This is a genomic window from Streptomyces sp. NPDC036813, assembly GCF_055609245.1.
The window spans coordinates 214,203-231,198 of the sequence record NZ_JBVJPV010000017.1; the positions used below are offsets into that span (position 1 = coordinate 214,203).

The following is a 16,996-nucleotide window of genomic DNA, read 5'->3' on the forward strand; positions in this document are numbered from 1 at the left end:
CGCCGGGGCCCGGGGGCGAGGACGGGGCCGGCGCCGAGGTGGCGGGCCCGGGCGGCCGGAAGACGGTCGGCGGTCACGCGGCCGGGGGAGGTCATGCCTGGCGGTGCCCGCCGGAGCTTGGGTGAGGGCTGCGTGAAGGAAGCGCCGGGCCGACGCAGTCCTGGTGGCCCGGACACGGACGGTGGCCGCGGCGCACGGGTGCCCGCCGCGCGCGGCTGACGCGGCCGCGCCCGTGAGATGGCTCAGCCGGTGACCGTGACGCGGAAGACGGGGTGGTCGGGGGCGATCCGGCGCAGCTCGGACTCGGGGGAGTCCGGGCCCACCCCGTTGAAGAAGACGCCGACTTCGGCCTTCCAGCGCTTGAGGTAGGCGCGCAGGATCGGCGCCTTGTCGTCGTCGGAGACCTCCGTCGCCGTGAACCGGTCCACCTGCTTGCCGAGCCGCAGCTCACCACCGCCTGCCGCGCGCATGTTGTGCGTCCACTGCACGTGCCCGCGCGGGGCGACGAGGTAGTGCGCGCCGTCCACCGTGAGCAGATTGACCGGGGTGGTGCGCCACTGGCCGCTCTTGCGGCCCCGGACGGCGAGCACCCGGGAGCCCCACACGCTGATGCCGCGGCCGGTCAGCCACGCGACCGCCCGGTTGAAGACGTTGACGGTGAACCAGCCGGGCTTGCGGACGTGTGCGGACATGGCAGCCTCCTGAGACCAAAACCGTGAGCGGTGCTCTCGCTCTGACATCAGTGTTGCGCGGTCGGCGATCCAGAGCAAGAGCGGTGCTCACAATTGTGTGCGCCGCTCTCTACGCGTGGCAGACTGGCTGCCATGAGCAGGGACATCGCACGCGGCGCCCGGGCCCGGGCCAGGATCGAGATCACCGCCGCCATCAAGGACGAGGCGCGCAGACAGCTGGCCGAGGACGGGGCCGCCAAGCTCTCACTGCGCGCGGTCGCCCGCGCCCTCGGCATGGTCTCCTCCGCCCTCTACCGCTACTTCCCCAGCCGCGACGACCTGCTGACAGCACTCATCATCGACGCCTACGACTCCCTCGGCGAGGCCGCGGAGTCCGCCGCCGCGGCGGTCGCCGACGCCCCGCCCGCCCGGCGTTGGACGGCGGTCTGCGAGGCCGTACGGCACTGGGCGCTGGCCCACCCGCACGAGTACGCCCTGATCTACGGCTCGCCCGTGCCCGGCTACAGCGCGCCGATGACGACCGTGCCGCCCGCCGCGCGCGTCGGCCGCCTGTTCTTCGCGATCGTCGGCGACGCCCACCGCGCGGGTGTGCTCACCGAACCGCCCCTGCCCGCCGCGCTGCACGGCGACGCCGCCCGTATGGCCGCCGACCTCGCCCCCGACCTCCCCCCGGAGACCGTGACCGCCCTGGTGGCGGCCTGGGCGCAGCTGTTCGGACTGGTGAACTTCGAGCTGTTCGGTCAGTTCAACCGGGTGGTGGAGGACCGGGAGGAGTTCTTCCGGCACGCTGCGGAGCGGCTGGGGGAGGGAGTCGGCCTGCCGCTTACCTGAGAGGTCATCGACCTCCCTGCGGCCCCCTGCCACGATCGGGGATGTCACCAGCCCGACGAGACCGGAGGACGCCATGACCGCCTACGTGATCGGCCACCTGCAGGAGGCCGCGCCGCACCCGGACATCGCCGAGTACATCGAGCGCATCGGCGCCACGTTCGCGCCGTACGGCGGACGGTTCCTCGTGCACGCGGCACAGCACGAGGTGAAGGAGGGAAGCTGGCCCGGACACGTGGTGGTGATCGCCTTCCCCGGCATGGCGGAGGCCCGCGCCTGGTGGGACTCGCCCGCCTATCGGGAGATCGCCCCCTTGCGCTCCCGTCACATCGAGGGCGACATCATCTTCGTCCCGGGTGTCCCCGAGAGCTACGACCCCGCGCTGACGGCACGGGCGATGCGGGAGGGGATGGCGGCGCGGTAGGGCCCGGGCGTGCATCTCCCGTCGCCCGCCGGCGAGGCACACCCCTCGGGGGCCTGGTCGGCGAAGCCCTCACTTGGGCGGCAGGCCCGCCGCGAAGGCCGTCCCCTCGGTGACCCACCCGGCGAGCGCGTCGTCCTCGGCCACGGACGGGCCGGCCACCACCACCCAGCCGCGCATCGGACGGCCGGACATGTCGAAGAGCCGCGCCCCCGGCCGGGCCAGCGCGGCCTCGGTGCCGTCCGGGCCGACCCGCACCAGCAGGTCGTCACCGGTCACCGCGACGGCCATGTTGCCGCCCAGCAGGAAGGCCAGCCCGCCGAACATGCGCTTCTCGGTGATCCCCGGCTCACCGCCGAGCAGCGCCCGGACCCGCTCGGCCAGCCCTTCGTCGTACGCCATCACTCGCCTCCGTCGCGTTCGGCCAGCCGGCGTTCCAGGTCGCGCAGATCCTTGGTGAGGGAGGAGCGGACCTGCCGGGCCAGCAGAGGTGCGGCGAGCCGCAGCAGGCCGCCCGGACCACCGCGGACCCGGATGGCGGCCAGCGTGCCACGCGGGGCGGGCGCGAAGGAGTAGGTGACGTGCATCGGCATGGGACCGGCCACGGACACCATGTCCAGCGTCCGTGGCGGGTCGTGGGCGGCCACGCGCAGCACATAGTCGATGCGCCGCCCCAGGAAGTACGCCGTGCGGGTCACCTCGGCGCCCGTACCGAAGCCGCCCGTACCGGCCGGCCGGGTCAGCTCGGCCCGGCGGATGCCCTGGGTCCAGCGGCTGTCGTTGCGCCAGTCCATGGCGTAGGCGGCCACCTGCTCGACCGGCACCGGGATCGTGCGCCGCACCGTCACGTCGATCGTCATCCTGGCACCCGCCTCACCGCGTCGCCGTCCCCGCTACCAGGATGGCCGCACAGCACCTGGTCCGCCGTCCGGCGGCCTACTTCCCGGGGAGTACGTGTGATCACCTCGCCCGGCTGACGCCTGCGGCCGCGCGGGGCGTCTAGCGTGACGGCATGGAGCGAGAGCACGTGCGCGGCGGCCCGCCGCAGTGGTGGCGGCACGGGCCGCCGTGGGCGGGCCGGCGGGACGACGACCACCGCGCCCCCTGGCCCTGGCCGTCCACGCTGATCGTCACCGCCGTCGTGCTGGCCGGCTCGCACTTCGCCGCCCACCAGCAGCCCGGCACACGGGCCCCGCTCGACACGTTCGCGCGCGTGCTGCTCGTCGTCGCCGCCGGGCTGCTGCTGTGGCGCAAGCGCTACCCGGTGGCGGTCGTCTTCGGCACGTCCGCCGCCACCATGCTCTACCTGGGCGCCGGTTATCCGTACGGCCCGGTGTTCCTCACCGTCGCCGTGGCCTGCTTCCACGCGATCCTGGCCGGGCGTCGGTGGGCCGCCTGGTCGGCGGTCGGGATGCTGTGGGCCGGACATGTGGTGATCGCCCACTGGCTCTACCGCTGGCTGCCGCCCTCCGGGGACGCGGCCGCCCCCTGGGGGCAGGAACTTGGGGTCGCCGCCTGGGTGGTGGCGGTCGCCGCCGTCGCCGAGCTGGCCCGGGCCCGGCGTGAGCAGTGGGCGCGTGAGCGCGCCGAGCGGGCGCAGGCCGCGAAGCGGCGCGCCGACGAGGAGCGGCTGCGCATCGCCCGCGAGCTGCACGACGTCCTCGCCCACAGCATCTCCGTGATCAATGTGCAGGCCGGGGTCGGCCTCGCCCTGCTGGACTCCGACCCCGAGCAGGCCCGTCAGGCCCTCACCACCATCAAGGCCAAGAGCAAGGAGGCCCTCGGCGAGGTGCGCCAGGTCCTCGACACCCTGCGCGCACCCGGTGCCGCACCGCGGGCGCCCGCGCCGGGCCTGGACCGGCTGCCGGAACTGGTGGAGCAGGCCGCGAGCGCCGGTCTCACCGTCACCGTCGACGGCACGGCCCCGCCACTCGCACCGGGTGCCGATCTCGCCGCGTTCCGCATCGTCCAGGAGGCCCTCACCAACGTCGTACGGCACTCGCAGTCGCGGCACGCGCGCGTGCTGCTGGATGCCAGCGGCCGGGCGCTGCGGCTCCGGATCGACGACGACGGACCGGCGTCCGGCGCGGACGCGGGCGGCAGCGGCAACGGGCTGGCCGGAATGCGGGAGCGGGCGGCCGCGCTGGGTGGCACGATCGAGGCGGGGCCGCGCCCCGACGGCGGCTGGCGGGTGCTGGCCGAACTGCCCCTGCACGTCAAGGAGGACCGGTGATCCGCGTACTGCTCGCCGACGACCAGTCGCTGGTCCGCGCGGGGTTCCGGGCGCTGCTCGACGCGCAGCCGGACATCGAGGTGGCCGGGGAGGCCGCGGACGGCGAACAGGCGGTGCGCGCGGTCGCCGAACTGCGGCCGGATGTCGTGCTGATGGACATTCGCATGCCGCTGCTGGACGGACTGGCCGCCACCCGCCGCATCACGGACGACGAGAGGCTGGCGGAGGTGAGGGTGGTCATGCTGACCACCTTCGAACTCGACGAGTACGTCTTCGAGGCGCTGCGCGCGGGCGCCTCCGGTTTCCTGGTCAAGGACACCGAGCCGGAGGAACTCCTGCGCGCGGTACGGGCGGTGGTGGCCGGCGACGCGCTGCTGTCACCGGGGGTGACGCGGCGGCTGATCGCCGAGTTCGCCGCCCGGTCCAAGGAACCCGCGGCCGGCGAGACACTGTCCCGGCTCACCGAGCGGGAGCGGGAGGTGCTCGCCCTGGTCGGCCTCGGCCTGTCCAACGAGGAGATCGCCCGGCGCCTGGTGGTCAGCCCGCTCACGGCGAAGACCCACGTCAGCCGCACGATGGTGAAGCTGGGCGCCCGTGACCGGGCTCAACTCGTCGTGCGGGCCTATGAGTCGGGATTGGTCCGGCCGGGCTGGCTGGGCTGAGACCGGCCGCCGGGATGCCGCAACCGCAGCAGCACGCTGACGACGCGCGCGAAGAACAGCACCGGCGCGACGATCTCCCCGGCCCTGACCAGCAGCAGCTCGGCCGTCCGTGGCAGGTCGAACAGTAGCGCCGGGCCTGTGACGGCCCCGAACACGACGGCCGCCGCGAACGCCGCACTGCACAGCGCGTACCCGATCTCCACCGTCGCCGCGTCCTGCTCGGCCTTGGTGCGCCGCCCCCCGTTGTGCTCCATACGGCGAGTCAAACAGCCGGGTGCCGGGCGGGCAAGCGACTTCCGGGCCGACAGCCGGGTGCCCGGCGGGCAAGCGACCCGCCGGGCACCTGGAGGGAGGCGGTCCCCCTAGTCACGGACCGGGACGCGGTCCGTCTTCACCTCCGTCACGGTGGACCGTGCAACCACGACCGACTGCTGCGGGCGGCGTTCCCGCAGCCCGGTCAGGCTGATCAGGAGTCCGGCGAGGGCGATGGCGGTGGCCACCACAAACCCTGGCCGGTAGCTGTCCAGGACCCCCTGGGCCGTGGCGTGGGCCGGGGTGTTCGCGGTGACCACGGCCGTCACCACGGCGAGGAAGATCGCACCGCCCACCTGCACCGAGGTGTTCAGCAGCCCCGAGACCATGCCCTGCTCGTGATCCTCTACCCCGTTGGTGGCCTGGATGTTGAGCGAGGGGAAGACCAGCGCGCACGCGGCGCCGATCAGCAGCATCGACGGCAGGATCGCCGCCGCGTACACCGGGTTCAGGTCCACGTTCAGGAACAGGGCGTAGCCGGCGACCATCAGCGCGAAGCCCACCGGAATCAGCCGCCGGGTGCCGAACCGGTCGACGATCGAGCCGACCTTGGTGGAGGACACCGCCACCAGCGCACCGGCCGGCAGGAAGGCCAGTGCGGTGTGCAGCGCGGACCAGCCGAGCAGGGACTGCATGTACAGCGTGGTCAGGAACTGGAAGCCGACGTAGGAGCCGAAGAAGGCCACCGCGCCGAGCTGGGCGCGCACCTGGTTGCCGGAGCGCAGCACCCCGAGCCGCACCAGCGGGCCCGCCGAGCGCCGCTCGACCAGGACGAACGCGGTCAGCAGCACGGCCACCGCGAGGAACGACAGCAGTGTGCGGGCCGACGCCCAGCCGGCCTCGGGGGCCTGGACGACGGTGAAGACCAGCAGCAGCATCGAGGCGGTGCCGAGGACGGCGCCCGGGATGTCGTAGCCCTGGTGGTTCTTTTCTCGGGCGCTGCGCGGCAGCAGCTTCAGGCCGGCCACCAGCGCGATCAGGGCGATGGGCGCGGGCAGCAGCATGGTCAGGCGCCAGCTGGCCTCGGTGAGCAGACCGGACAGCACCAGGCCCATGGAGAAGCCGGTGGCCGCGCAGGTGGTGTAGATGGACAGGGCGCGGTTGCGCAGCGGACCCTCGGGGAACGTCGTCGTGATGATCGACAGGCCGGCCGGCGCGGTGAAGGCGGCGCTGAGGCCCTTGATGAAGCGGCTGGCGATCAGCAGCGGACCGGAGTCGACCAGACCGCCCAGCAGCGAGGCGAGCGCGAACACCCCGAGCGCGACGAGGAACACCTGACGCCGGCCCAGCAGGTCGGCGGTGCGTCCGCCGAGCAGGAGAAGACCGCCGTAGCCGAGGATGTATCCGCTGACGATCCACTGCAGGGTCGAGGTGGACAGGTGCAGGTCGGCGCCGATGGACGGCAGGGCCACACCGACCATCGACACGTCGAGCGCGTCGAGGAACATGGCGGCGCAGAGCACCAGCAGGGTGCCCCACAGCCGAGGGGTCCAGCGCACCGCCGGGGACGGGGACGCCGAGGGGATGAGCGGAGAGGTCATGGCCGAGACTCTTCCATGCGCATGCATTCGATGCAAGTGCATTTAATTACGATGCAATGAAATCGCTTCTCTGCTACGGTGCGGTTCATGGCGGCGAAGAAGGCCGAACAGGCACTCGTGGACCAGTGGCGGGAGATCCTCGCAACTCACGCCCGTACCCAGTGCGAACTGGACCGGGCGCTCGTCGGGCACGGCCTGTGCGCCAGCGACTTCGAGGTGCTCGACGTCCTCGCGGAGAGCAGGGCCGCGGACGGCTCCTGCGCCTGGCGCGTCCAGGAGATCGCCGACCGCGTCCACCTCAGCCAGAGCGCACTGTCCCGGCTCATCGCCCGCTTGGAGAAGGACGGCCTGGTGGACCGGGCGCTGTGCGCGGAGGACCGGCGGGGCGTCCGCGTCGCCCTCACCGACAAGGGCCGCGCGCTGCACGGCGAGGTACGGCCGGTGCAGCGCGCGGTACTGACGAGGATGCTGGCGGGCGGCTGACGCTCACCGGCCGACGGCTCGGGAGACACCGTCCGACGGGCGACCGCCCGCTTCAGGCCCAGGTGATCCCGGTGACCCCCGGTCCTGGGATCAGACGATCGCCGGTCCCGGGATCAGACGATCGCCGACTTCTCCTGCCACAGGGCCGCCGTCGCGGGGTCACCCGTCACGGACGGCACCGGGACACGGTTCCACAGCGCCAGGTACAACTGCTCGGCCGGACCGGCCAGTTCGGTATCCGCCTCGCCGGACCCACCGCGCACGGTGACGGGCGGCTCCGCCGACAGGCGTACGGTCCACACCGCGTCGTCCGTGTCGGTCGCGCGCACGCGCAGGACCCGCGGCTCCTCGGTGCGCACCCTGCTCTTCGGGCGGGCGTGGAAGCCGCGCAGCAGCTCGTCGATGCCGTCCACCGCGAAGCGGGTGCCGATCGGGGTGGGCGTGCCGCCACGGGCGGACTCGGCGTCGTAGCGGTGGATCGCCGTCTCGTGCGCCTGCCGGCGGGCCCAGAAGGCACGAGGTGAGGGGACCGGTGCGGGGAGGAACGTCCAGGCCGGCGCGTTCGCCGGGGCCGCCGCCAGGGTGTCGACCAGCCGGCGGTGGCTGTCCCGGTACCAGCGCAGCAACTCCGCTCCGTCCAGCTCCGGTTCGGCGTCGATGGGCCGCGGTTCGGTGATGCCCTCGGCGACGAAGCGGGCCGCCCAGCGGTGCACGGCGCCCGTGTGCCGCAGCAGGTCCCGCACCTGCCAGTCGGGGCAGGGCGGCACCTTCGCCTCCGGCCCGGCCGCCTCGGCGGCCGCCGCCAGCAGGGCGCCCTCGCGGCGCAGGATGTCGACGAACTCGGCTGTCTCCATGGGAGGAGTGTGCCGGATGGAGCGGGCTCCAGGGCAAGCCCGTCCGGACGGCGGCCTGTAGGCGGGTACCGTCGCACGCCCCGCGGGCCGTGGTGGGGTCCGCGTCAGCGCGGCTCGCCGGGGTACGTGCCGAAGTTCCACAGGTTGCCCTCGGGGTCGCGGGCGGCGAAGTCGCGGGAGCCGTAGTCGGTGACGTGCGGCTCGGAGACGATCTCGGCGCCGGCCGCCTTGGCGCGCGCGTACACCGCGTCGGGTGCGGCCGTGACGACGTACGCGCCGAAGGAGCCCGGCTGGAAACGCCACGCGTCCTGTTTCGCGTCCGGGCGCAGCGAGCCCAGCATGACGCCGCCGCCCTCCGGCCAGGCCAGCTCCGCGTGCTGCACCAGGTCCGCGTCCGCGTCGTTGTCGTAGACCACGGTCTCCTCGAAGCCGAAGGCCTCCACCAGGAAGCGGATCAGAGCGCGCGCGTCCCGGGCGCGCAGAGTCGGCCAGACCTGCGGCGCGGGCGGGCGCGGGCCGGTACCGGACGGAGCGGTCGTGGTCTGCGGGTTCGTGTTCATGGCGGTGGGGTCCCTTCGGTGAGGATCGGGTGGCGACACCGTCAGGATCAGCCGGGCGGGCTGTACCCGGCTTGGATGTTTCGGAACTCCCGGGCGAGCCACACGCTCGGGGCGCAGGAGGCCAGGGCGGTGAACTCGCGGTCCAGGTGCGACTGGTCCGCGTACCCGAGGTCGGCGGCCAGACCCGCGAGATCCGGTCGGTGCGGGCGGGCGGCGAGCCGGCGCCGGGCCCGGTCGAAGCGGGCGACCCTGGCCGCGGCCTTCGGCGTCAGGCCGATCTCCTGGCGGAAACGGGTGCGCAGATGCCGGTCGCTCCAGCCGACCTCGGCGGCGAGCGCGTCGATCCGTACCCGGCCGCCGTCCGCCAGCAGCCGCCGCCACGCCTGGACGACCTCGGGCGCGACCTCGGCGTCCGGGTGCCGGGCCAGGCGGCGCAGCAGCCAGCGGTCGACGACGGCGAAGCGGGCCGGCCAGTCGGCGGCCGTACGCAGCCGTTCGTGCACCTCGGCCACCTCGGCGCCCAGGACGTCGCCGGCGGGCACGTCCGTACCGGCCAGCTCGCCCGCGGGCAGGCCCAGCAGCAGCCGGGCGCCGAGGGGACTGAGCGCCGCCTGGATGCCGGACTGGCGGCCGGGCACGGCGATGTGCGCGGGCGCCAGGTGCAGTCCGCCCAGCAGCGTCGGGTAGTCACCGCCGGGCGCCCGCGGGTCGGGGTGTGCGGCGATGCTGAGCGGCTCGTCGAGGGTGAGGATGAGAGTCAGCCACGGCGACGGCAGCCCGAGGTGCAGGCCGTGGGGGACGCCGCGCTGACGGTAGCCCGAGTACCAGCCGACCAGGCCGCGCAGCGGGGCTGCGGGGGCCGTGTGCAGGGCCTCGTCCACGGGGCCGTCCACGGGGCCGTCCGCGGGGCCGTCCGCGGGGTCGTCCGCGCTGTCGTCCCCGCGGTCGTCCCCGGGGCAGGTCGTCTCGGGCGCCATGGGGCCATTGTCCCGCGGCCCGTGGTCCCCGGCCCGTGGTCCACGGCCCTGTGGTCCTCCGTCCGACCACAGATCACGGACCCCGGGCCACGGTGGGACCACGGACCACGGACCCGATTGCACGGTCAGTGCGACGTCGGTGTGATGGTGAAGACGTTCGAGCAGACGCGGAGCGAGGCGGGGACCAGGAGGGCCTGGTGCGAGCCGGGCGGGTAGACCCGCAGATACGTGCCGGCGGGCCGGCACGGTCCGCCGATCGGACCGTTGGTCGTGTGGATCACCGCGCTGGCCGTCTGCGCCGGGCGCAGTGTCACCGTCGTGAACGACTGCCCGGTGCGCGTCGCGGCCGGACCGATCTGCCGGTGGGCGATGTTCAGCACGCTGACTCCGGGGTAGCCGCGCAGCGCGCAGGAGCCGGTGCCGGTGTTGGTGAACCGTATGGGCCAGTACAGCTGACCCGCGCCGTGGTCCTGGCGCCCCATGGAGAGGTACAGGTTGCTCGCGGCGCACGTGGGCAACGCAGCGCTCGCCGGCTGTGCGGCCAGTGCGGCGGCTGCCGCCCCGCCGGCGACGACCGCGGCCGCGAGGCCGGCGGCGGCCAGCTTGCGAGGGAGGGGGAGGGAGAGTGGCATGGCACGACACCTCCGAAGGATGTGTGTCGACGGCCTGGTGAAGGATCTGGGTCGATCGCCGTGAAAGCCGCAAATCGTGTCTCTACTCCTTGAGACACCTACGGCCCGGTGAGGGTTGCATCCGACGTGTCACGAACTCCACGTCCCGCGTCGAACCGCTCCGGCTGCCCGCGCTCCCGCTGCTTGCAGCGCCTGCTCAGCCGGCCGGGCGGTCCGCAGTGACCAGCCAGGAGGTGCTGCGCAGCCGGACCGTGCCGTCCGCCGCCTCGTGCCGGCGCAGATGGGCGGTAAGGGTGCTGTGGGCGCGGGTCCGGGCGGTCGCGTCGGCCTGCTCCAGCAGGTGGCGGCCGGGGCCGGTGCCCAGCAGGAAGTCCGCCGCGTCCTCGGCGTCGGCTCCCCACACTCCGTGGGTCTGCACCTGCTGGACGTCGACGTCGGTGAAGCCGGCCGTGGTCAGGACGGCGCGGATGTGGTCCGGGGCGGCGAGCGAGAACATGCCCGGCAGGCCCGGCGCCCCGAAGTCCCCGACGGGCAGGAGGCCGCGCAGCGACGCCATCGCCGCCACCCAGTCGTTGAGGCGGGCGTCGGCCGGGCAGACGAACGCCAGCCGGGCGCCGGGGCGCAGCGCACGGCCGATGTTGCCGAAGGCGGCCGCGGGGTCGGCGAAGAACATGATCCCGTAGCGGCTGATCGCCGCGTCGAACGCCCCCGCGTCGAAGGGGTGCACCTGGGCGTCGCCCTGGACGAAGGAGGCATTGAGGACGCCCTCCTTCTCCGCCCGGTCGCGCGCTGCGGTCAGCATCGGTCCGGACAGGTCGAGGCCCGTCGCGTGACCGCGCGGTGCCCGCAGCGCGGCGAGCCGCGTGGTCTGCCCGGAGCCGCAGCCGAGGTCGAGGACCCGGTGGTCGCCGCCGATCCCGGCGGCGTCGAGGAGCGGCTCGTTGAAGCCTTGGTTCACGGCGTTCCAGCGGTCCTGGTGGCGGGCCCAGTGGTCGCCTTCCGGTCCGTTCCACGCCTGCGCCTGCTCGGTGTTGACGACGTCCGGCATGGTGCCTCCTGTGGTCGAGACAGAGAATGGGCGTACGCCCAAACAATATGGGCAACTGCCCAAACCGGCAATGCCGGTTACGATCCGAGGAGTTGCGGCCGCCGGGAGGGCGGAGCGGAGCGACGGAAGAGGGGTTCATGTCACCGCGAGGAGTGGCGACGCCGGACGTGCGCGAGCGGCTGTTCGCGGCGGCTGAGCGCGTCGTGGAGAGGGAGGGGCCGGGCGCGCTCACCAGCCGGGCCGTCACCACCGAGGCAGGCTGCGCCAAGGGTCTGCTGCACGCGCACTTCGCGGGGCTGGACGAGTTCGTGGCCGAGCTGTGCCTCGACCGCTTCGCGCGTACGGCGGTGCGGGCCGAGGCGTTGTCCGGGCGCGTCGGACAGGGCACGGTCGCGGAGAACCTCAACGCCGTCGCGCTCGCCCTGTTCGACTCCGGCGGCCCGGCCATCTCCGGCCTCGCCATGACCCGCCCCGCAGCCGCGCTGCGCATCCGCCAGGCCCTGGAGGGCGGGGCGCCCGGCTTCACGGCGATCGAGCAGGCCATCACCGGCTACCTGGCGGCGGAGCAACGGCTGGGCAGGGTGGTGGCCGCCGTCGACCCGGGCACGGCGGCCCTCGCCGTCGTCGGCACGGCCCACCACCTGCTGATGACCAGCTGGCCGGGCGCCCCGGACCCACGGCCACGGATGGAACACCTGGTGACGGCGCTACTGGCCGGCTAGGCAGGCCACCGGCACCACCGCCCGGCCTGCGGCCTTGCGGCCTTGCGGCCTGCGGCCTTGCGGCCTGCGGCCTTGCGGCCTGCGGCCTTGCAGCTCCGCCTCCGCCTCTTCCTCCCCGCCTTCCCGCCTCCCCGCCTCCCCGCTCCCCGTCGGCCCGCCGCCCCCTCCCTGCCGCCCTCCCAGCTCAGCGGCCCGCTGGGCCGCGCGTCGTGAAGCCGATCGCTGCTGCGAGGGCCGCGAGTGCCGCCACGCTCGTCAGGGCCGTGGGCAGGGAGAGCCAGTCGGCCATGAAGCCGATCGCGGGTGGGCCCAGCAGCATGCCGCCGTAGCCGAGCGTGGAGGCGATGGCGACGCCGCTCGGGCCGGTGAGCGCGCCCGCCCGTTCGACCGCGACCGGGAAGAGGTTGGCGAGGCCGAGCCCCGTCACGGCGAAGCCCAGCAGCGCCGCCCAGGCGGACGGCGCGAGCGCGCCGAGGAACATCCCGGCGGAGGCGACGGTGCCGCCCGCGACGACGGTGCGGGTGCGGCCGAGCCGTTCCAGCAGCGTCGTCCCGGTGAGCCGGCCGAGCGTCATGGCCAGCGCGAAGCAGGAGTAGCCGGCCGCGGCCAACCCGGCCGAGGCGCCGAGGTCCTGCTCGAGATGCAGCGCGCCCCAGTCCGCCATCGCGCCCTCGCCGTAGGCCGTGCACAGCGCGATCAGCCCGAAGACGACGACCAGCCCGCGGGTGCGCCGGTCGGGACGCCGCCCCGGCGCCTCGCCCGTGGTATCACCGGGCCCCGCCGCGCTCTCCCCTTCCCCAGCCGCCTGCGGCACCAGGCCGCCGTACCGCAGCAGCGGCCGGCCCGCCACGCCCGTCACGACCAGCCCGGCGATCGTGAGGCCGAGCAGGTGCTGCGTCGGCGTGAACCGTTCCGCCACCAGGCCGCCCAGCCCGGCGCCGAGCATGCCGCCCAGGCTGAAGGCCGCGTGGAAGCTCGGCATGACCGGCCTGCGCAGAACCGCGATCAGATCGACCGCCGCGCTGTTGAAGGCGACGTTGATACCGCCGTACGCCGCTCCGAAGACGAGGAGGACCGCGCCCAGCGTCAGCGCCGAATGGGTGAGCGGAGGCAGCGCCACGCTCAGGGAGAGCAGGACGGCGCAGACGACCGTCACCCGGTGGCTGCCGTAGCGACGGCACAGCCGGCCGGTCAGCGTCATCGTGATCACGGCCCCGGCGGAGACACCGAGCAGGGCGAGGCCGAGGCCGCTCGCGGAGGCGCCGGTCTGGTGCTTGATGGCGGGGATGCGCACGACCCAGCCGGCGAAGACGAAGCCGTCGAGGGCGAAGAATGCGGTGAGGGCGATACGGAGTCGGGTGAGGTGGGACAGGCGACCCGGCACGGCGCTGTGCGAACGGGTTTTGTTTATCTGCGGCACAAACTCAGGCTAGAAGCCCGCACCGGCCTGGGCAAGGGGCGGCGGGACGGGCGTTCCTGCGACGGCCGCCTGCCCCCCGCGCTCACACGGCGTCATCGGCCGGCCCCCGGTGCGCCGCCTCGCCCCACCGTCTGACCAGCGGCGGAGGGGTGCGGCCCGGCGCGGCACCGGGCGCACGCCGTGTCGTATCGTCGGAGCGACAACCGCAAGCACGGTGAAGGTGACGGCATGCCCGGTGAGCGACCGCAGGTGTACGAGATCCTCGACGAGCGGTTCCGCACGGGCCGGTGCCACGCGGGTGACTCGCGGCTGGAGAAGCTCTACGACGGCTGCCGCTGGGCCGAGGGCCCGCTCTACGTGCCGGCGGGCCGGTACCTGCTGTGGAGCGACATCCCCAACGACCGCCTGCTGCGCTGGGACGAGACCACCGGCGCGGTCGGCGTCTTCCGCACGCCGGCCGGCCACCCCAACGGCAACGCCCTCGACCGCGAGGGCCGCCTGATCACCTGCGAGCAGGGCAACCGTCGCGTCACCCGCACCGAACACGACGGCACCCTCACCGTGCTCGCCGACCGGTTCCAGGGCAAGCGGCTCAACAGCCCGAACGACGCCGTCGTGAAGTCCGACGGCTCGATCTGGTTCTCCGACCCCGACTTCGGGATCACCACCGACTACGAGGGCCACCGCGCCGACAGCGAGATCGGCGCCTGCAACGTCTACCGCGTGGACCCCGGTACCGGGGAGGTCCGGCTGGTCGCCGACGGCTTCAGCGGACCCAACGGGCTCGTCTTCTCCCTCGACGAGCGCCGGCTGTACGTCTCCGACAGCCGCGCCAACCACATCCGCGTCTTCGACGTCCGCGACGACGGCACCCTCGGCGAGGGCTCGGTGTTCGCCGAGTGCAAGATCGGTTCCTTCGACAACATCCGCTTCGACGACGCCGGCCGGCTGTGGGCCGCCGCGATGGACGGCGGCGTGCACTGCTACGACCCGGACGGCACCCTCCTCGGCCGCGTCCTGGTCCCGGACGTCGTCGCCAACATCCGCTTCGGCGGCGCCAAGCGGAACCGCCTGTTCATCGCCGCCGACACCGCCCTGTACTCCCTGGTGATGTCCGTCACGGGTACCTCGGCGTTGCCGGGTACCCGTCCCTGAAGACCCCGCAGTCCCGTACCGAAGGAGCAACCGTGACCGACCCGGCGTCCATGGCCGTGCAGCAGGAGATCGCCCGTGAGCTGGAGGTGAGCGCCGACTTCGACGCGCAGCGGGAGATCGAGCGCAGGGTGGCGTTCCTCGCCGACCGGCTGACCTCCACCGGCCTGCGCGCGCTGGTGCTGGGCATCAGCGGCGGCGTGGACTCCTCGACCGCCGGCCGGCTGTGCCAGCTCGCCGTGGAGCGGGCCCGGGCGGCCGGCCACGACGCGACGTTCTTCGCGATGCGGCTGCCCTACGGCGTGCAGGCGGACGAGCACGACGCGCAGCGGGCACTGGAGTTCATCCGGCCCGACCGCGTGCTGACCGTCGACATCCGGCCCGCGAGCGACGCGGCCCTGAAGGCACTGCTCGCCGGTGACACGGTCTTCCGCGACGACCACCACCAGGACTTCGTGCACGGCAACGTCAAGGCCCGGCAGCGCATGATCGCCCAGTACGCGGTGGCCGGCGCGCACGACGGCCTGGTCGTCGGCACCGACCACGCCGCCGAGGCGGTCTCCGGCTTCTTCACCAAGTACGGCGACGGCGCGGCCGACGTGGTCCCGCTCACCGGCCTCACCAAGCGGCGCGTGCGGGCGCTGGCCGATGCCCTCGGCGCACCCGCCGAGCTGGTGTGGAAGACGCCGACCGCGGACCTGGAGACGCTGAACCCGGGCCGCCCCGACGAGGACGCCCTCGGTGTCACCTACGACGACATCGACGACTTCCTCGAGGGCAAGCCCGTCAGTGAGGAAGCCTTCGCCGCCATCGTCCACCGCTACCGCGTCACGGAGCACAAGCGCCGCCTGCCGATCGCCCCCTGAGCCGTCGCGGCGCCGACGCCCGCTGACCGTCGCGCCGGGGCCCGGGCAGGAACGTCAGCCGACCACTCCTGCCCGGCCCCCGCCCCGGTCCCGGCTCCGGGCGTCAGCCGGCCACGGCCTGCCCCGCTCCCGCACCCCGCCCCGGCGTCAGCCGATCACCCACTGCTGGAGTGCCGAGCCGCTGTCGGCCTGCTGGGTCACCGGCGCGGCGTCGGCCGTCGACGCCGTCGTCAGCAGCAGCCCGCTCTTCACCGACGCCACGGTGTACGCGCCGGACGCCAGGCGCCGCGCTGTCCAGTGCTGGTTGGCGCCCCCGGTGCACGGCCACTGGATCACCTTGGCGCCCGCGGTGACCGAGCCGCCCTCCACATCGGCGCACAGCCCGGACTCGGCGTTGACCAGCGTGTAGGAGCCGTCCGTCTGCCGGGTGAACGTCCAGCTCTGGTTGGCGCCCCCGTTCGCGGCGTAGGTGATGAGCTGTGTGCCGGCGGTGGTGCTGTGCCCGGGGTCGTCGAGCGCCTTGCCGCCCGTGGCGAGCGTGTGCGTGCCGTCGAGCGACGGAGCCGTCCCCACGGACGTCAGCGTCAGGGTCTGCTCTGCCGCGCCGCGCGCCCCGCCGACGGCACCCCCTGTGGTGTCCGTCCAGGAGCGGACCGGCGTGGTCTCGGCGAGTCGGCCCGAGACCCCGGACAGCCCGATCACCAGGCCGCTGTAGCGGTTGACGAGCCGGTACGTCCCGGTGGGCGCACCGGCGGCCGTGCGGCCCGGGACGACGAACCACTGCTGCCCGACGGTGGGGCCGCCCGAGCCGGCGGTGGTGACCGTCGGATGCGTCCCCCACGCCCGCTGGGCCGTTGCGGAGGAGTCGACGCCCAGCAGCCGGCCCGTGGCCGCGTTGGCGATCCGGTACGAACCGTCGCCGTTCGACGCGAAGGTCCACGCCTCCAGGTCGGAGCCGGTCGCGGCGGCCACCGAGGTGGTGGCGGAGCCGCCGGAGACCTGGGCGAGGACCCGCCCGGCCCCGTTGGCGATCCGGTAGACCGTGCCAGGGTCGACCGGCGCGGCCGGGGTGGCGGCGCCGATGGTGATGTCGACGTACTCGCCGGACGCGCCACCGGAACACCCGAAGGAGCAGTAGGAGCGGAAGGACTTGCCGACGATCTGGCTGCTGGTGCGGTTGGTGGGGTCGAGGAACCAGCGGTACCAGGAGGCGTTGGTGTGGCTGCCGGTGTCGCCGATCAGCCGCCACTTCTGGGAGGCGAGGTCGTCGGTGGCGTAGAACTGCTGCGGTGCCTTGCCGCTCTGGTCGACGGCCTGCGGCTCGCCGATGTAGAGGCCCAGATACGCGTTGTAGGTGATGTCCATGACGAACAGCGGGGACGTGGGCGGCATCTTGCCCGCTGCGACCTGCTGGTCGGCGGTGCCGGGGGTGGCCGGGTCGTACTCCTGGCCGGCCGGGGTGTAGCCGGTGGGGTGTGCGGAGTCGACCGGGACCATGTTGCTCTCCCGGCCGCCGCTGCCGGGTTCGGACCAGGTGCCGTCGTACCACTTGCGCCAGCTGCCCGGTGCCATCTTGCCCGCGATCGGCGCGCG

At 73.8% G+C, this 16,996-nt stretch carries 20 protein-coding genes; 8 read left to right on the top strand and 12 right to left on the bottom strand.

The annotated features are described in order from the left end of the window. Positions 1–242: 242 nt before the first annotated feature. The gene (locus ACZ67Q_RS31340) at positions 243–692 is read right to left on the bottom strand and encodes a nitroreductase family deazaflavin-dependent oxidoreductase (protein WP_471189056.1); all 450 of its coding nucleotides are present in this window, start codon (positions 690–692) and stop codon (positions 243–245) included. Positions 693–824: 132 nt separating this feature from the next. On the opposite strand from ACZ67Q_RS31340, the gene ACZ67Q_RS31345 reads away from it, so the two are divergent. Next, positions 825–1,523 (top strand): TetR/AcrR family transcriptional regulator, encoded by a 699-nt coding sequence (locus ACZ67Q_RS31345; protein ID WP_471189058.1) that lies wholly within the window; start codon positions 825–827, stop codon positions 1,521–1,523. Positions 1,524–1,596: 73 nt separating this feature from the next. Then, positions 1,597–1,944, top strand: coding sequence for a DUF1330 domain-containing protein (locus ACZ67Q_RS31350; protein WP_471189061.1), 348 nt, complete (start codon positions 1,597–1,599; stop codon positions 1,942–1,944). Positions 1,945–2,013: 69 nt separating this feature from the next. Here the strand turns inward: ACZ67Q_RS31350 and ACZ67Q_RS31355 are convergent, their stop codons facing one another. Both ACZ67Q_RS31355 and ACZ67Q_RS31360 read right to left on the bottom strand, forming a co-directional pair. Further along, complete coding sequence (locus ACZ67Q_RS31355) at positions 2,014–2,343, bottom strand: TfoX/Sxy family protein (protein ID WP_471189063.1); 330 nt, start codon at positions 2,341–2,343, stop codon at positions 2,014–2,016. Continuing rightward, positions 2,343–2,801, bottom strand: coding sequence for an SRPBCC family protein (locus ACZ67Q_RS31360; RefSeq protein WP_471189066.1), 459 nt, complete (start codon positions 2,799–2,801; stop codon positions 2,343–2,345). The genes ACZ67Q_RS31355 and ACZ67Q_RS31360 overlap by 1 nt, the downstream gene beginning before the upstream one ends. A 152-nt stretch (positions 2,802–2,953) precedes the next feature. On the opposite strand from ACZ67Q_RS31360, the gene ACZ67Q_RS31365 reads away from it, so the two are divergent. Both ACZ67Q_RS31365 and ACZ67Q_RS31370 read left to right on the top strand, forming a co-directional pair. Then, positions 2,954–4,174, top strand: coding sequence for a sensor histidine kinase (locus ACZ67Q_RS31365; RefSeq protein ID WP_471189068.1), 1,221 nt, complete (start codon positions 2,954–2,956; stop codon positions 4,172–4,174). Then, on the top strand, positions 4,171–4,836 hold the full coding sequence (locus ACZ67Q_RS31370; protein ID WP_471189070.1) for a response regulator: 666 nt from the start codon (positions 4,171–4,173) through the stop codon (positions 4,834–4,836). The genes ACZ67Q_RS31365 and ACZ67Q_RS31370 overlap by 4 nt, the downstream gene beginning before the upstream one ends. Here the strand turns inward: ACZ67Q_RS31370 and ACZ67Q_RS31375 are convergent. Next, positions 4,797–5,090 (bottom strand): DUF6332 family protein, encoded by a 294-nt coding sequence (locus tag ACZ67Q_RS31375; protein ID WP_471189072.1) that lies wholly within the window; start codon positions 5,088–5,090, stop codon positions 4,797–4,799. The two genes, ACZ67Q_RS31370 and ACZ67Q_RS31375, sit on opposite strands and share 40 nt — an antisense overlap. Before the next feature lie 108 nt (positions 5,091–5,198). Then, complete coding sequence (locus ACZ67Q_RS31380; RefSeq protein WP_471189075.1) at positions 5,199–6,689, bottom strand: MFS transporter; 1,491 nt, start codon at positions 6,687–6,689, stop codon at positions 5,199–5,201. Between the two features lie 87 nt (positions 6,690–6,776). Between ACZ67Q_RS31380 and ACZ67Q_RS31385 the strand changes: the two genes are divergently transcribed. Next, positions 6,777–7,172 (top strand): MarR family winged helix-turn-helix transcriptional regulator, encoded by a 396-nt coding sequence (locus ACZ67Q_RS31385; protein WP_471189077.1) that lies wholly within the window; start codon positions 6,777–6,779, stop codon positions 7,170–7,172. A gap of 113 nt (positions 7,173–7,285) precedes the next feature. On the opposite strand, the gene ACZ67Q_RS31390 is transcribed toward ACZ67Q_RS31385, so the two are convergent. The 5 genes from ACZ67Q_RS31390 to ACZ67Q_RS31410 all read right to left on the bottom strand — a co-directional run bounded on the left by ACZ67Q_RS31390 (position 7,286) and on the right by ACZ67Q_RS31410 (position 11,243). After that, positions 7,286–8,026, bottom strand: a complete 741-nt coding sequence (locus ACZ67Q_RS31390) for a maleylpyruvate isomerase family mycothiol-dependent enzyme (protein ID WP_471189080.1) — start codon at positions 8,024–8,026, stop codon at positions 7,286–7,288. Between the two features lie 104 nt (positions 8,027–8,130). Then, positions 8,131–8,586, bottom strand: coding sequence for a VOC family protein (locus ACZ67Q_RS31395; RefSeq protein ID WP_471189083.1), 456 nt, complete (start codon positions 8,584–8,586; stop codon positions 8,131–8,133). A 47-nt stretch (positions 8,587–8,633) separates the two neighbouring features. Beyond that, on the bottom strand, positions 8,634–9,563 hold the full coding sequence (locus tag ACZ67Q_RS31400) for an AraC family transcriptional regulator (RefSeq protein ID WP_471189086.1): 930 nt from the start codon (positions 9,561–9,563) through the stop codon (positions 8,634–8,636). 125 nt (positions 9,564–9,688) lie between these two features. After that, positions 9,689–10,195, bottom strand: a complete 507-nt coding sequence (locus ACZ67Q_RS31405; protein ID WP_471189088.1) for a DUF4232 domain-containing protein — start codon at positions 10,193–10,195, stop codon at positions 9,689–9,691. Positions 10,196–10,391: 196 nt separating this feature from the next. Continuing rightward, entirely contained in the window at positions 10,392–11,243 is an 852-nt protein-coding gene (locus ACZ67Q_RS31410; RefSeq protein WP_471189091.1) for a class I SAM-dependent methyltransferase, read from the bottom strand. 137 nt (positions 11,244–11,380) lie between these two features. On the opposite strand from ACZ67Q_RS31410, the gene ACZ67Q_RS31415 reads away from it, so the two are divergent. Further along, positions 11,381–11,965, top strand: a complete 585-nt coding sequence (locus tag ACZ67Q_RS31415; protein WP_471189094.1) for a TetR/AcrR family transcriptional regulator — start codon at positions 11,381–11,383, stop codon at positions 11,963–11,965. Between the two features lie 184 nt (positions 11,966–12,149). On the opposite strand, the gene ACZ67Q_RS31420 is transcribed toward ACZ67Q_RS31415, so the two are convergent. Beyond that, positions 12,150–13,385: an MFS transporter gene (locus ACZ67Q_RS31420; protein WP_471189097.1), complete on the bottom strand. Its 1,236-nt coding sequence runs from the start codon at positions 13,383–13,385 to the stop codon at positions 12,150–12,152. Positions 13,386–13,613: 228 nt separating this feature from the next. Between ACZ67Q_RS31420 and ACZ67Q_RS31425 the strand changes: the two genes are divergently transcribed. Beyond that, positions 13,614–14,540: an SMP-30/gluconolactonase/LRE family protein gene (locus ACZ67Q_RS31425; RefSeq protein ID WP_471189100.1), complete on the top strand. Its 927-nt coding sequence runs from the start codon at positions 13,614–13,616 to the stop codon at positions 14,538–14,540. Between the two features lie 32 nt (positions 14,541–14,572). After that, positions 14,573–15,403, top strand: coding sequence for an ammonia-dependent NAD(+) synthetase (nadE, locus tag ACZ67Q_RS31430; protein WP_471189102.1), 831 nt, complete (start codon positions 14,573–14,575; stop codon positions 15,401–15,403). Between the two features lie 147 nt (positions 15,404–15,550). Here the strand turns inward: nadE and ACZ67Q_RS31435 are convergent. Further along, the coding region (locus ACZ67Q_RS31435; protein WP_471189104.1) for an RICIN domain-containing protein at positions 15,551–16,996 on the bottom strand (1,446 nt) is incomplete at its 5' end.

What these genes read in the sequence shown, in the direction of transcription:
- ACZ67Q_RS31340 (WP_471189056.1), bottom strand. Translation starts at nt 692, where the DNA reads ATGTCCGCACACGTCCGCAAGCCCGGCTGGTTCACCGTCAACGTCTTC.
- ACZ67Q_RS31345 (WP_471189058.1), top strand. Translation starts at nt 825, where the DNA reads ATGAGCAGGGACATCGCACGCGGCGCCCGGGCCCGGGCCAGGATCGAG.
- ACZ67Q_RS31350 (WP_471189061.1), top strand. Translation starts at nt 1,597, where the DNA reads ATGACCGCCTACGTGATCGGCCACCTGCAGGAGGCCGCGCCGCACCCG.
- ACZ67Q_RS31355 (WP_471189063.1), bottom strand. Translation starts at nt 2,343, where the DNA reads ATGGCGTACGACGAAGGGCTGGCCGAGCGGGTCCGGGCGCTGCTCGGC.
- ACZ67Q_RS31360 (WP_471189066.1), bottom strand. Translation starts at nt 2,801, where the DNA reads ATGACGATCGACGTGACGGTGCGGCGCACGATCCCGGTGCCGGTCGAG.
- ACZ67Q_RS31365 (WP_471189068.1), top strand. Translation starts at nt 2,954, where the DNA reads ATGGAGCGAGAGCACGTGCGCGGCGGCCCGCCGCAGTGGTGGCGGCAC.
- ACZ67Q_RS31375 (WP_471189072.1), bottom strand. Translation starts at nt 5,090, where the DNA reads ATGGAGCACAACGGGGGGCGGCGCACCAAGGCCGAGCAGGACGCGGCG.
- ACZ67Q_RS31380 (WP_471189075.1), bottom strand. Translation starts at nt 6,689, where the DNA reads ATGACCTCTCCGCTCATCCCCTCGGCGTCCCCGTCCCCGGCGGTGCGC.
- ACZ67Q_RS31385 (WP_471189077.1), top strand. Translation starts at nt 6,777, where the DNA reads ATGGCGGCGAAGAAGGCCGAACAGGCACTCGTGGACCAGTGGCGGGAG.
- ACZ67Q_RS31390 (WP_471189080.1), bottom strand. Translation starts at nt 8,026, where the DNA reads ATGGAGACAGCCGAGTTCGTCGACATCCTGCGCCGCGAGGGCGCCCTG.
- ACZ67Q_RS31395 (WP_471189083.1), bottom strand. Translation starts at nt 8,586, where the DNA reads ATGAACACGAACCCGCAGACCACGACCGCTCCGTCCGGTACCGGCCCG.
- ACZ67Q_RS31400 (WP_471189086.1), bottom strand. Translation starts at nt 9,563, where the DNA reads ATGGCGCCCGAGACGACCTGCCCCGGGGACGACCGCGGGGACGACAGC.
- ACZ67Q_RS31405 (WP_471189088.1), bottom strand. Translation starts at nt 10,195, where the DNA reads ATGCCACTCTCCCTCCCCCTCCCTCGCAAGCTGGCCGCCGCCGGCCTC.
- ACZ67Q_RS31410 (WP_471189091.1), bottom strand. Translation starts at nt 11,243, where the DNA reads ATGCCGGACGTCGTCAACACCGAGCAGGCGCAGGCGTGGAACGGACCG.
- ACZ67Q_RS31415 (WP_471189094.1), top strand. Translation starts at nt 11,381, where the DNA reads ATGTCACCGCGAGGAGTGGCGACGCCGGACGTGCGCGAGCGGCTGTTC.
- ACZ67Q_RS31425 (WP_471189100.1), top strand. Translation starts at nt 13,614, where the DNA reads ATGCCCGGTGAGCGACCGCAGGTGTACGAGATCCTCGACGAGCGGTTC.